This window comes from Pseudomonas sp. FW305-25 (assembly GCF_017351415.1).
GTDB classification, from domain to species: domain Bacteria; phylum Pseudomonadota; class Gammaproteobacteria; order Pseudomonadales; family Pseudomonadaceae; genus Aquipseudomonas; species Aquipseudomonas chlororaphis.
Map to the genome: position 1 here is coordinate 16,577 of NZ_JACNDE010000024.1, position 12,283 is coordinate 28,859.

Here is a 12,283-nt window from a genome sequence, read left to right on the forward strand (position 1 = left end):
TCAGGTCGCGGCCGCCCTGCGCCGGCCCCATGGTAGAAGCCGCGCCAGACGATAGGCGCTCAAAATCATCACAGCGATGAAAAACAGCAGGCTCCACTCCGCGGCACTCATGTCCAGCAACGTCCAGGTGACCTCCGCGCACTGCGCGGTCCCGGTGAAAACCAGCTGCAAGGCACGCCCCCAGGACAGGTTGCCGAGCATGAACGGCATGTCCGGCAAGCACGCCAGCAACTGATCCGAAGGAATGTTCTGCAATAGCACATGGCGCCCTGCCGTAACGACACCCGCCAGGCTGCAGAGCAGCTCCAGCATCCAGTACAGGGCACTCGCCGGGTATTGTGGCCCCTGCAGGGCCGCGACCAGGCTGATCGAGGTCAACAGCAACGCGAAGAAACGTTGCGCCACCCACAACAGGCAAGGCTCGAGCCCAACCCCGAACTCCAGGTGAAACGAAGCCCACAGGGCCAAGGCACCGGTAAAAAACACAAGGGAGAACAGCAAGCGTGAGCCGGCCAGCGACATGGTGTATCCACAACGGAAGAAACAGGCTGCCACGGTAGAGAAAGCGCTCGGCCCTTTCAAGGCGCGCCATGACAAGATCGAGCGCGGCAAACCGGCACAGAGGCCAGATCGGGGGGGAGTCGCTGGACGGGCCGCCCCTCCGGGGACGGCCCAGCCTTGCGGGTTTATACCCTGGCGGGCACCGGCAGCGGCGATGCCAGGAGGCGCTCGTCCAACAGCCCCAGACCTTCCTGGAACAGCTGGTTGCTGCGCTCGGTATCGCCCAGCTGCGCCAGCAACCGGGCCAGCTCGGCACAAGCTTCAGGGTTGCGCTGCAGGCGCAGGCTGCTTTCCAGGTAGTCCCGCGCCTTGCCCCAGAGACTGGTTTGCAGGCACAGGCGGCCCAGGGTCAGCAGCAGGCTCGGGTCGTTCGGGTGGTCTTTGAGGCACTGCTCGGCGAACTGCAGTTGCCGCGCCGGGTCACTGCCCCGCAGCAAGCCGTAAAGCCGCGCCAGATGGCTGTCGTACTTGCGCTTGAGAGCGACGCGCAGCACTTCTTCGGCCTCGGCCCCGGCGCCCAATTGCCGCAGTTGCTCGGCGTAGGCCAGCACCAGCTGCGGTTCCTGACGCTGAGCCGCGGTCAGTTGCTGCCAAGCGCGGTTGAGCGATTGCAGGCCGACCGTACCGTCCTCTTCGCGATGTGCCGCAAGGGTCAGGTTCTCGCCCCAGGCCCGACGTTCCAGCTCGGCCAGTTCATTAGCGGGCAGGACCTTGTCCTTGCGCAGCTCGGGCAACAGGCGAATCACCGCCGACCAGTCGCCCCGCTGTTGATGCAGACGCTGCAACTGCCGCAGCACCTGGACACTATGCGGATGACGCTCGTGCATGGCTTGCAGGGTACTCAGGGCGCCTTCGGTATCACCGCGATCGGTCTGCAGTTGGGCATGACTCAAGGCCACCGCCAACTCAGCCTGGGGCTGGCGCTCGAGGGCACGCTCCAGCAGGCTGTCGCACTGCTCGTAATTTCCCAGCTCGTTCGCCGCCCGCGCCGCGCCGAGGTAGTAAAGGAGAGGCTGACGCTCGGCTTCTGCGGCACGAAGCAAGTGCTTCTGGGCGCTGGCCCAGCGGCCTTCGGCAAGATCCATCTGGCCTTGTTCGATGGCAATCTGCACGCGACGGCTGCGGTTGCGCCGCGACCAGGGATTGACCACGCCGCTGGAGGCCATCACCAGTTCGATCAGTGCCTTGATACCCCAGATCACCAGCCAGATCACCGCGATCAGTGCCAGGGTCGCCCATAGGCTCGACTCATAGCGGAAGCTGTCGTAGGCAATCAGGATGTACCCGGAATGCTCGGCAATCGCCAACCCCAGCAATCCCGAGGCGGCGATCACCAGGAACAGAATCACGTACAGGCGCTTCATGGGCTGGTCTCCTGCGGGGCATTCGCAGCAGGTTTGGCCAGTGGTTTCACCGACTCTTCAGCGCTCAGGTTGCGTCGCTCAAGGTAGGCCTGAACGGCGCTCAGGGTCTTGGCCAAGTCCGGCGTCTGCACGGTGACCGGCTGTTTGCTCAGTTCGGACACGCGCTCGAGCATGAGTTTGCTCTGCGGATTGTCCTGATTGAAGTTGCCCTTCAACACGTCGCGAGCTTCCGCCAGGGCCTGGGTGTACACCGGCGCCTGGCCGTTCAGGGCCGCCCATTGCGCCTGCTCCAGGGCCAGGCTCAAGGCCAGGCGCACCTGCGTCAGGCTTTGCCCGGCGAGCAGCGGCCGCACATTCTTGTCCGCGTTGAAGTCGATACGAATGTAACGCGAGATCTGGTCCCACCATTGCGCCCAGCGGCTGGCGCCGTCACCGTCGGCGGTCAGGCCCAGCAACGAATCGCCACGGTCGCGGTACTCGGGGGCCAGCTCGGTGAGCTCGGTCACCTGATCGCGCAGTGCGCCCAGTTGCAGGAACAGCCCGGTGCGATCCGGTTGTTCGGTACTGCGCAGCGCCGCAAGGCTCTTGGCCAGCTGTTCGCGCGCGGCGAAAGAACCGGGATCGTTCTGCTCGCGCAGGATCTCGTCAGCCCCCTGCACCAGGGCCTGGGCGCTGCTGATGTCCTGCAAGGCCGAAAGACGCAGGCTGGCCAGACGCAACAGATGTTCCGCCTCGGCCAGACGCCAGTCCTTGCGGCTGGCACCCAGCACGCTCTCCAGCTTCTGACTGAGTCGCTGCTGGTCGCCCTGCAACTGCGCGACCAGACGACGGCGCTCTTCCAGCTCATCGGCCGCCGGCAACTGCTCCAGACGCGCCGTCAGGCGCTGCTCGTTGAGCTTCAGGCTCTGCGCCTCGTCACCCAGGGCCTGCAACTGCCCCAGCTGCTGTTGATTGTTGGCCTGCAGGCTGCGCACCTGCCAGACACCCCAGCCGCCGGCAGCGACGCCGGCCGCCCCCAGCAGCAGGGCGAGGATCGCCAACCCGTTGCCACGGCGCTGCGGAGCAGGGATTGCGGGTTCAGCCGGTGCATCGATTACCGGCTGGACATCATCTTTAGGCAAGGCTGTTTCGCTCACGTATCCATCCTTTGCGTTTAGAGAACGGGCACGGGTTGCTCCCGTAGCGCCGTTAGCAAGGCCGCGGCGCTGGCGCCACGACAATCCACAACTTTCTCGGCCCCGGCGGCACGCGCTATCTCGGCAACTCGGGGGCTCGGTACAAACAACGGCAGCCGCGCCACCTGTGGCCAGGCCTCGCCGGCCAACTGCTGCAAGTGCTCGAAACCCTGCCCACTGCTGACCACCAGCCCATTCAAGCGTTCAGCTCGAATGCGTTGCATCAGGACCCCGTCGGCATAGCGCGGCAGGTCGCGGCGGTACAGCTCCAGATAATCGACACTAGCACCTTGGCCGCGCAAACGCTCAGCCAGCAGCTCGCGGCCACCCTCCCCGCGCACAATCAGCACCCGCGGGTCGGGCCGTGCAATAGCCTCGCGCAACTGGGGAAGTTCAAGCAAGGCTTCGCTGTCATCGCCTTGCTCGGGGAAAAAAACATCCAGGCCGTGATCGGCCAGAATCTGCGCCGTGCCGGCGCCCACACTGAACCAGCACTGGCTCGGCGGCTGCGGCCAGAACTGCTCGAGCAGTTGCACAGCCATTCGCGCGGCCGGCTTGCTGACCACGATCACCGCGCAGTACCGGTGCAACTCAAGCATCCTGGCGCGTTGGGTATCGCCAACAGGCAGGGCTTGGATTTCCAGCAATGGCAGGCTGCTGCTGAACACCCCCGCTTCGCCCAGAACCTCAGCCAGCAGCGCCGACTCGTCCGTGGGCCGGGTCAGCAGCACACGCCAGTCGCTCACTCTTCGCCAGCCTCGCCATAGACCGCGCGCAGAATATCGTCGGCGCCCTGGGCCAGCAGATCCTCCGCGACCTGCACGCCGAGGGCCGCCGCAGCGCTACGTGGAGCACGGGCCTCGGCGCTGAGCAGCACACCGCCGCTCGGTTCACCGACCAGGCCACGCAGCCACAGCTGATCGCCTTCGAGTACCGCATAGCAGGCGATCGGTACCTGGCAGCCGCCATTCAGATGCTTGTTGAGGGCCCGCTCGGCGGTGACTCGATCCGCGGTATCGACATGATGCAGTGGCGCCAGCAGCTTATGGATCTCGCTGTCGGCCGTGCGGCATTCGATGCCCACCGCGCCCTGGCCGCCAGCCGGAAGGCTGTCGTCGACGCTGATCGAAGAGCTGATGCGATCTTCGAAGCCAAGACGGATCAAGCCCGCAGCGGCCAGGATGATGGCGTCGTACTCACCGGCGTCGAGCTTGGCCAGGCGAGTATTGACGTTGCCGCGCAGGAAGCGGATCTGCAGGTCCGGACGACGAGCCAGCAACTGCGCCTGGCGACGCAGGCTGGAGGTGCCCACCACGCTGCCCACGGGCAGGTCGTCGAGACTGGAATAGGTATTGGAGACAAAGGCATCGCGCGGGTCTTCACGCTCGCAGATGCAGAACAGGCCCAGGCCTTCAGGGAAGTCCATGGGCACGTCTTTCATCGAATGCACGGCGATATCCGCTTCGTTTTCCAGCAGCGCGGTTTCCAGCTCCTTGACGAACAGTCCCTTGCCGCCGATTTTCGACAACGGCGAGTCGAGCAGCTTGTCGCCGCGACTGACCATGGGCACCAGCGTCACGATCAACCCTGGGTGAGCGGCTTCCAGACGAGCTTTGACGTATTCGGCTTGCCACAAGGCCAAGGCACTTTTGCGGGTAGCGATGCGGATTTCGCGAGAGGACATGGATCAATCCGTACTGATGAAAATACGGCAGATGATAACAGCTCAGCCAAATCAGCTTTGACTTGTATCAGGAACTACAGCCCCTCCCTGGCTGCAGGAACATTGTGGGCGGGGCGCATGACCCGCCCGGCCGCCCGGATCTAGAGCTGCTGCATCATCTTGCGCACGCCGGCCACATGCCGTCGGCTGACGATCAACGCATCGCCATTGAGGCCTTTGAGGAACAGCTGGAAATGCCCCAGCGGCGTACGCTGCAGGCGTTCGATGCGTTCACGGGCCACCAGGGCGTTGCGATGGATGCGCACGAAACGCTCACCAAACTCGTCCTCCAGCGCCTTGAGGGGTTCGTCCAGCAGGACTTCGCCGCTTTCATGGCGCAAGGTCACGTATTTGTGGTCGGCAATGAAATAGACGACCTGATCCAGCGGGATCAGCTCGATGCCTTTGCGGGTCCGCGCACTGATATGGCTGCGAGGGCCGCTGCCGCTTTCCGCGGCGGGCCGAGTCAGGGCCGCCAGCTGGACCCGGTTGGGGCGGTCGGCCTTTTTCAGCGCCTCGAGCAGATGCTCGGAACGCACCGGTTTGAGCAGGTGACCTACCTCGCTGACATCAAAAGCCTCGAGGGCGAATTCATCAGGGGCGGCACAAAACACCACGGCTGGCGGCGCTTCGCGCTCACACAAACGGGCGGCAACCTGCAGGCCATCGAGACCCGGCATGCGGATGTCGAGAAGCACGATATCCGGCTTCAGGCTGTCGATCAGGGCCAATGCCTCTTCGCCATTGGTGGCGCTGGGCTCCAGGACACTGTATCCCTCAAGCTCACTGACCATGCGGCTCAGTCGCTCGCGGGCTAGGGGTTCGTCATCAACGATCAGGACATTCATATTGCGCTGGATTCCTGCGTGAGTCTCGCACAAGGATAGCGTAGACAGGTGAAGTGACGTCCGTCACGGCGATCCACGCTAAGACTAGTGCGAGGGCCAAAAAGTGCCCCACGACGGGCACCATTATTTACCCGGGCCTGCTCGATGCCGTTCAAGGCCCGCCACTGCACGACATGGTCATGGGGACTGCTGATACAGGACACAAACACCCCCTTTCTTATAGTCGGCTTCCACCCCGACCGCCTCCCTCGCGAATCGCGAGGTGGCGGCGGGACCGGAGCGCATGCGACAACGGTTGCGTGATCAGCGACCAGACTCGATGAAACATCCGGGATTGCGCTGTTCCTTCAGTCCAACTGTAGACGGTTGCCAAGACGATATTGCTCTATCGATAAATATCGTTACATCACTCCTCGCACCCCGCCTTCGCTCGCCTAGTCTCTGCGCGCTCGAGGTCGGCTACAAGCGCCCACGCCCTCCATGGCAGAAATAAAAACCTGCCGACCGGCGCCAGCTACAGGATTGGCAACCCTGTTATTATCCGCGGCAACTTTTCACCTCATTTCCCTTCCAGCCGATCACGAGCGAATTCATGAGCACTGACAAGACCAATCAGTCCTGGGGCGGCCGCTTCAGTGAGCCCGTCGACGCCTTCGTCGCCCGCTTCACCGCCTCCGTCACTTTCGACCAGCGCCTCTATCGTCACGACATCATGGGCTCGATCGCCCACGCCACCATGCTGGCCAAGGTCGGCGTACTGACCGATGCCGAACGCGACAGCATCATCGACGGCCTGAAAACCATCCAGGGCGAAATCGAAGCCGGCACCTTCGACTGGCGCGTCGACCTGGAAGACGTGCACATGAACATCGAAGCACGCCTGACCGACCGCATCGGCGTCACCGGCAAGAAGCTGCACACCGGCCGCAGCCGCAACGACCAGGTGGCCACCGATATCCGTCTATGGCTGCGCGACGAAATCGATCTGATCCTGGCGGAAATCACCCGCTTGCAAAAAGGCCTGCTGGAACAGGCCGAGCGCGAAGCCGGCACCATCATGCCGGGCTTCACTCACCTGCAAACCGCGCAGCCTGTGACCTTCGGTCATCACATGCTGGCCTGGTTCGAGATGCTCAGCCGCGACTACGAGCGCCTGGTCGATTGCCGCAAGCGCACCAACCGCATGCCGCTGGGCAGCGCCGCGCTGGCCGGCACCACCTACCCGATCGACCGCGAGCTGACCTGCCAACTGCTGGGCTTCGACGCCGTCGGTGGCAACTCGTTGGACAATGTGTCTGATCGCGATTTCGCCATTGAGTTCTGCGCCGCCGCCAGCGTGGCCATGATGCACCTTTCGCGCTTCTCCGAAGAGCTGGTGCTGTGGACCAGCGCGCAGTTCCAGTTCATCGATCTGCCCGACCGCTTCTGCACCGGCAGCTCGATCATGCCGCAAAAGAAAAACCCGGACGTTCCGGAGCTGGTTCGTGGCAAGAGCGGCCGCGTGTTCGGTGCCCTGATGGGCCTGCTGACCCTGATGAAGGGCCAGCCCCTGGCCTACAACAAGGACAACCAGGAAGACAAGGAACCGCTGTTCGACGCCGCCGACACCCTGCGCGACTCGCTGCGGGCCTTCGCCGACATGATCCCGGCGATCAAGCCCAAGCACGCGATGATGCGCGAAGCGGCACTGCGCGGTTTCTCCACCGCCACCGACCTGGCGGACTACCTGGTGCGCCGTGGCCTGCCATTCCGCGATTGCCACGAGATCGTCGGCCACGCCGTGAAGTATGGCGTGGAGACCGGCAAGGACCTGGCGGAAATGAGCCTGGAGGAACTGCGCAAGTTCAGCGACCAGATCGACCAGGACGTGTTTGCCGTGCTGACCCTGGAAGGCTCGGTCAACGCCCGTGACCACATCGGCGGCACGGCCCCGGCTCAAGTCAAGGCGGCGGTGGTTCGCGGCCAGGCGTTGCTGAGCAGCCGCTAAAAGCTAGTGCGGGCAAGCCACGCTCCAGCTTAAGAGCGCGGCTTGCCCGCAGTCAGTGACCTGAAACCTTCCTACTTCTTGCTGGCGATCATCGCCAGGAACTGCGGCATCGCCGCGTCCTTGTCCGCCGCGACCCGCTGCACATTGGGCATCTGCTCCAGGCGTGCCATCAAGGCCTTGGCTGCCGGTATCTCGGCCAGATAATCCACACCGAACAGCTTCTGCCCTACCGCGCAGGCCAGGCTCACGCTGTACAGGAAATACAGGTCCGCCACGCTCAGGCTGCTGCCCGCCACATAAGGGGCGAACTTGCCGTGCCTGGCCAACGAGGCGAACCCCTGCACCAGCTCGTTGCGGGACTTCTCCTTGATAGCCTCGGGGACCGCCATACCGAAGAACGCCTCGCCATAACAGGCCCGCGCCGGCAACTCGATGTAAAGCTCGATCTCCTTGGCCAGCGCCAGCACCTGGACACGCGCGAACGGGTCACTGGGCAGCAGCGCCGGCCCAGGCTGGCTTTCAAGGTATTCGAGGATCACGCTGGTTTCATTGATAAAGCCCTGCGCCACCCTTAGCACCGGCACCTTGCCGCGTGGGCTGATGGCCAACGCCTCAGGGCTTTGCCCGGCGTAGAACGGCACTTCTTCGAAAGGCAGATCTTTTTCCAGCAATGCCAGTTTCACCATGTTGTAGTAATTGCTGACGGCGAATCCATAAAGCTTGAGCATCACATAGCCTCCAGGCCGGGTGCGGGGTTGGCAGCCACTCTTATAGATCCTCGACAGCCGACTGGCCAGCAGCATCAGACTCCTGAATACGGGTAAACTGGCGACCTTTCCTTGAGGAGCCTGCCATGAGCGAGCCAACCCCCGGTATCAGCAACGACGACAGCGACGAAGAAGCGTTCGCCGAAAACACCCTGATCGAAGCGATCGAAAACCAGATCGAAAGCGACAACCCGCCCGCGGCCAAGGCCACCTTCAACAAGCTGACCCTGGTCGGCTATGAGCGTGACGAAATCCTCAACCTCATGGCTCACGTCCTGGCAGTGGAAATCGACGCGATCCTCGAAGAAGACCGCGCGTTCGACACCCAATGGTACGAAGCCGCGCTGCGCGCCCTGCCCGAGCTGCCGCCCGAGAAGAAATAAGCCCGCCACGCCTCGCGTCCGCCCCTGGCCGGCGCGATGGCGAGCCTTGACTACACTGGTACGCGCCCTGCGGCCAAATACCGCCGCCCAGGGGCGTAAAAGTCCGCAGCGGACACTAGACAGGCTGCCCAACTGCGGTCACCTTAAGGACGCTGTCGCCTAATTCCTAGAAAGTCTGGAGTCCTTATGTCGTATACCCCTGAGTTGGTTGCCGAACTGGAAATCCTTGCACTCTTCAACCTGGACAGTTCCCAGGAAGGCCTGAAAATCCATCAGACCGCTGCCCCCCAAGCTATCGCCGCCGCACGACGCCTATTCGAAAAAGAGCTCATTACCCAACCCGATGGTGGTTACCTGACCAGCCTGGGCCGCGATGCCGCCGAGCATGCCCAAGGCCTGCTGACCATTCTGACGGTCAAAGAAGCCGCCTGAACGCTTTCCCCTACGGCCCTCGGAATCCCCGCCTGTCGGATTCCGCGGGCAAGCTCCAGTTGTCCGCTGGAAATCTGACGTCAAAAATAAAATTCAGCTTAAAGCTCGCCCTCGACTGGCTGTAAACTCCTCCACCTATAAGACCTCCCACGTTCAAGCTTCGCGAGCCTGTTTGAATGACCCGCACCCATGAAATCCGCCCAGATCTGGACGAGGGAATCGATCGCAAGGTTCTCAGCCAGCTGCGTGCGCGCTTTCTGAAGCTCAACGAAGGGCGTCTGGATCGGGCCATGGAGGGGTTATCGCCGCGCCAGCAACTGGTGCTCAACCTGTTGCCGCTGTTCTTTCACGTCAACCACCCGTTATTGCCGGGTTATGTGTCGGGCGGCACACCCGCCGGGCTGTCGAACTACGAACCCGACACCTCAACGCTCAACGAAGCCCAGCGCCTGACCCGCTCGTTTTCCTACAAGGTCCGGCCCGGCAATGCACCGCGACCTATCCATGGCCTGTTCCTGATGGGCAGCCTGGGCACCCTGGCCCAGGCTGACCAGAGCGATATGGATGTGTGGGTCTGCCATGCGCCCGATCTCGGCGAAAACGAACTCGCCGAACTGCGCAAGAAATGCCTGCTGCTGGAAACCTGGGCCGCCAGCCAGGGTGCCGAGGCGCACTTCTTCCTGATCGACCCGAGCCGCTTTGTCCGTGGCGATCGCGACACCCAGCTGAGCTCGGACGATTGCGGCACCACTCAGCACTATCTGCTGCTGGACGAGTTCTATCGCACGGCCATCTGGCTGGCCGGGCGTACGCCACTGTGGTGGCTGGTGCCGGTGTACGAAGAAGCCCGCTACCAGCAGTACACCCATACGCTGCTGTCCAAGCGTTTCATCCCTGCCGACGAAAACCTCGACCTTGGCCATCTGGCCCATATTCCGCCGGGCGAATTCATCGGCGCCGGGCTCTGGCAGTTGTTCAAGGGCATCGAGTCGCCGTACAAGTCGGTGCTCAAGCTGCTGCTGACCGAGGTCTACGCCAGCGAACACCCGCGGGTGGAATGCCTGAGCCTGCGCTTCAAACAGGCGGTGTTCGCCAATCGCCTGGACCTCGACGAGCTGGATCCGTACATCGTGGTCTACCGGCGCATCGAGGAATACCTCAAGGCCCGTGGCGAACCGGAGCGCCTGGAGCTGGTACGGCGCAGCCTGTACCTGAAGGTCAACCGCAAGCTCACCGGCAACAACGGCGCGCGCAACCCGAGCTGGCAGCGCTCGCTGCTCGAACGGCTGGCCCACGAATGGGGCTGGGATCAACGCCAGCTGGCAATGCTCGACAGCCGCAGCCAGTGGAAAGTCCGCCAGGTCAGCGCCGAACGCCGGGCCCTGGTCAATGAGCTGAACTACAGCTACCGCTTCCTGACCCAGTTCGCCCGTACCGAGCAGACCCTCGGCCTGGTCAACAAGCGCGACCTGAATATCCTCGGCCGCCGCCTGTACGCAGCCTTTGAACGCAAGGCCGGCAAGATCGAATTCATCAACCCCGGCATAGCCCCGGACCTGGCCGAAGACACCCTGACCCTGGTGCAGTCGCCCAACAAGAAAGAACCGGGGCAAACTCACTGGGGCCTGTACAACGGCAGCCTGAATGCCCTGGAGTGGGAACACTTCGCGCCGATCAAGCGCAGCCGCGAACTGCTGGAGCTGCTGACCTGGTGCCATCGCAACGGCGTGATCGACAGCAGCACGCGCCTGGCGCTGCACCCGGGCAGCAGCGACTTGAGCGAGTTCGAGCTGTTCAATCTGCTGGGCAGCCTGCAACAGACCATCGCCCTGCCCCTGGGCACCGTCAGCGAAGAACGCCTGCTGCACAGCAGCGTGCCCAGCGAAGTGCTGATCCTGGTGAATGTCGGCCGCGACCCGCTCAAGCATCACCGCGACCTGAACATCCTGATGACCACCGAGCGCACCGACTCTTTGAGCTACGCCGGGGTGCGGGAGAACCTGGTGCTGACCCTCGACCAGGTGACGCTCAACAGCTGGAACGAGGTATTAGTCGGCCGTTACGACGGCGCCCATGCCCTGCTCGACTGCCTGCGCGACTACCTCAACAACCTGCCGCGCGGCCCTGAGCAACCGAAGCTGCGAGTGCGCTGCTTCTGCCACAACCGCGCGCAGTTCATCGCCCAACGGGTCGAAGAGCTGTTCGACACGGCGCAGAACCTGTTGCTCAGCCAGCTCAACCAACGCTACCTGATCCAGGTCCAGCAGCATTACCACGTGCTGGAGTTGGTGCCGGGCCAGGTCAATCATGTGGCGCTGGCAAGCCTGCCGGCGCTGATCGACTACCTCGGCGAAGAGCAGTCGAGCTACAGCCCGCTGCACCTGGACCCGATGGCCCTGGAAGAACACGACCTGGCGCTGATCCTGCCGATGGGCCAGCCCGACTGCATCCAGGTGTTCTACCGTGTCGTCGAGGCTCAGGCCGAGCTGTACGTGCTGGATGAATTCGATGCGCTCTGGCAGCAACGCCTGCCCTACCACGACGAACAGAGCCTGTTGGTCCCCCTGCAACGCTTCCTGCAGTCGATCCTCTACCGGCGCGATGCCCAACTGCCGATGGAGGCCTCCCAGGCTCTGGTGCCGCTGGATATTTTGTATTACCAGATATTGCCCTCAGGCAGCACAAGAGCCCGTCGAATCGAGCCACGCCCGGCACCCCAGACACCAGCGAACAAAGCCTTTTATGACGTGCAGGGCATCATCGGCAAAGCCGCACCGGGGCAGGTGCAGGTCACTCTGTATTGCAATCAACGGGAGTTTTCCGAGCTGGAGCATGGCGACCAGTTGTTCGCCGCGGTCGCCCAGGAGATTGTCGGCCAGCGTCGCGAAACCGAGCGCTATCGCTGCTATATCACCGACCTGGACCTGTCTGGCCTGCTCGGTGACCACCATGGCTCAAGCAATCTCTACCTGCGCTACAAAGCCGACCTGGAGCGCGCCTTGAACGACGCGCTCGAGCAGGTCTAGCCGGTCAGCGGCGCCCT

Annotated in this window: 11 protein-coding genes and 1 pseudogene; 4 read left to right on the plus strand and 8 right to left on the minus strand. The window is 63.1% G+C overall.

The features are described 5' to 3' along the window. From J4E58_RS21005 to J4E58_RS32335, 7 genes and pseudogenes are all read right to left on the minus strand, one after another. Positions 1 to 522, minus strand: a complete 522-nt coding sequence (locus J4E58_RS21005; protein WP_053263071.1) for a disulfide bond formation protein B — start codon at positions 520 to 522, stop codon at positions 1 to 3. A 164-nt stretch (positions 523 to 686) separates the two neighbouring features. Further along, complete coding sequence (locus J4E58_RS21010; RefSeq protein WP_087087589.1) at positions 687 to 1,925, minus strand: heme biosynthesis protein HemY; 1,239 nt, start codon at positions 1,923 to 1,925, stop codon at positions 687 to 689. Further along, the gene (locus J4E58_RS21015) at positions 1,922 to 3,061 is read right to left on the minus strand and encodes a uroporphyrinogen-III C-methyltransferase (protein ID WP_087087587.1); all 1,140 of its coding nucleotides are present in this window, start codon (positions 3,059 to 3,061) and stop codon (positions 1,922 to 1,924) included. The genes J4E58_RS21010 and J4E58_RS21015 overlap by 4 nt, the downstream gene beginning before the upstream one ends. 17 nt (positions 3,062 to 3,078) lie before the next feature. Continuing rightward, positions 3,079 to 3,846 (minus strand): uroporphyrinogen-III synthase, encoded by a 768-nt coding sequence (locus J4E58_RS21020; RefSeq protein ID WP_087087585.1) that lies wholly within the window; start codon positions 3,844 to 3,846, stop codon positions 3,079 to 3,081. Continuing rightward, positions 3,843 to 4,784, minus strand: coding sequence for a hydroxymethylbilane synthase (gene hemC, locus J4E58_RS21025; protein WP_007926692.1), 942 nt, complete (start codon positions 4,782 to 4,784; stop codon positions 3,843 to 3,845). Before hemC ends, J4E58_RS21020 begins: the two co-directional genes overlap by 4 nt. A gap of 140 nt (positions 4,785 to 4,924) precedes the next feature. Then, positions 4,925 to 5,671 carry a LytTR family DNA-binding domain-containing protein gene (locus J4E58_RS21030; protein WP_016703190.1) on the minus strand — a complete coding sequence of 249 codons (747 nt, stop codon included), beginning with the start codon at positions 5,669 to 5,671 and terminating at the stop codon, positions 4,925 to 4,927. Further along, positions 5,668 to 6,072 (minus strand): annotated as a pseudogene (locus J4E58_RS32335) (sensor histidine kinase); the annotation flags it as partial. The gene J4E58_RS21030 and the pseudogene J4E58_RS32335, both read right to left, overlap by 4 nt. Positions 6,073 to 6,263: 191 nt before the next feature. On the opposite strand from J4E58_RS32335, the gene argH reads away from it, so the two are divergent. Further along, entirely contained in the window at positions 6,264 to 7,658 is a 1,395-nt protein-coding gene (gene argH / locus J4E58_RS21035; RefSeq protein ID WP_009046147.1) for an argininosuccinate lyase, read from the plus strand. A 71-nt stretch (positions 7,659 to 7,729) separates the two neighbouring features. On the opposite strand, the gene J4E58_RS21040 is transcribed toward argH, so the two are convergent. Further along, entirely contained in the window at positions 7,730 to 8,386 is a 657-nt protein-coding gene (locus J4E58_RS21040) for a glutathione S-transferase family protein (RefSeq protein WP_087087583.1), read from the minus strand. A 125-nt stretch (positions 8,387 to 8,511) separates the two neighbouring features. On the opposite strand from J4E58_RS21040, the gene J4E58_RS21045 reads away from it, so the two are divergent. The 3 genes from J4E58_RS21045 (at position 8,512) to J4E58_RS21055 (ending at position 12,266) form a co-directional block, all read left to right on the plus strand. Next, the gene (locus J4E58_RS21045) at positions 8,512 to 8,808 is read left to right on the plus strand and encodes a hypothetical protein (RefSeq protein ID WP_053263077.1); all 297 of its coding nucleotides are present in this window, start codon (positions 8,512 to 8,514) and stop codon (positions 8,806 to 8,808) included. Positions 8,809 to 8,994: 186 nt separating this feature from the next. After that, positions 8,995 to 9,240, plus strand: a complete 246-nt coding sequence (locus J4E58_RS21050) for a TIGR02647 family protein (protein ID WP_007926676.1) — start codon at positions 8,995 to 8,997, stop codon at positions 9,238 to 9,240. Between the two features lie 176 nt (positions 9,241 to 9,416). Further along, on the plus strand, positions 9,417 to 12,266 hold the full coding sequence (locus tag J4E58_RS21055) for a class I adenylate cyclase (RefSeq protein ID WP_087087581.1): 2,850 nt from the start codon (positions 9,417 to 9,419) through the stop codon (positions 12,264 to 12,266). Positions 12,267 to 12,283: the final 17 nt, after the last annotated feature.

Bases quoted from the DNA above. Each gene is read 5' to 3' on its own strand.
- J4E58_RS21005 (WP_053263071.1), bottom strand. From the start codon at position 522: ATGTCGCTGGCCGGCTCACGCTTGCTGTTCTCCCTTGTGTTTTTTACC.
- J4E58_RS21010 (WP_087087589.1), bottom strand. From the start codon at position 1,925: ATGAAGCGCCTGTACGTGATTCTGTTCCTGGTGATCGCCGCCTCGGGA.
- hemC (WP_007926692.1), bottom strand. From the start codon at position 4,784: ATGTCCTCTCGCGAAATCCGCATCGCTACCCGCAAAAGTGCCTTGGCC.
- J4E58_RS21030 (WP_016703190.1), bottom strand. From the start codon at position 5,671: ATGAATGTCCTGATCGTTGATGACGAACCCCTAGCCCGCGAGCGACTG.
- argH (WP_009046147.1), top strand. From the start codon at position 6,264: ATGAGCACTGACAAGACCAATCAGTCCTGGGGCGGCCGCTTCAGTGAG.
- J4E58_RS21040 (WP_087087583.1), bottom strand. From the start codon at position 8,386: ATGCTCAAGCTTTATGGATTCGCCGTCAGCAATTACTACAACATGGTG.
- J4E58_RS21045 (WP_053263077.1), top strand. From the start codon at position 8,512: ATGAGCGAGCCAACCCCCGGTATCAGCAACGACGACAGCGACGAAGAA.
- J4E58_RS21050 (WP_007926676.1), top strand. From the start codon at position 8,995: ATGTCGTATACCCCTGAGTTGGTTGCCGAACTGGAAATCCTTGCACTC.
- J4E58_RS21055 (WP_087087581.1), top strand. From the start codon at position 9,417: ATGACCCGCACCCATGAAATCCGCCCAGATCTGGACGAGGGAATCGAT.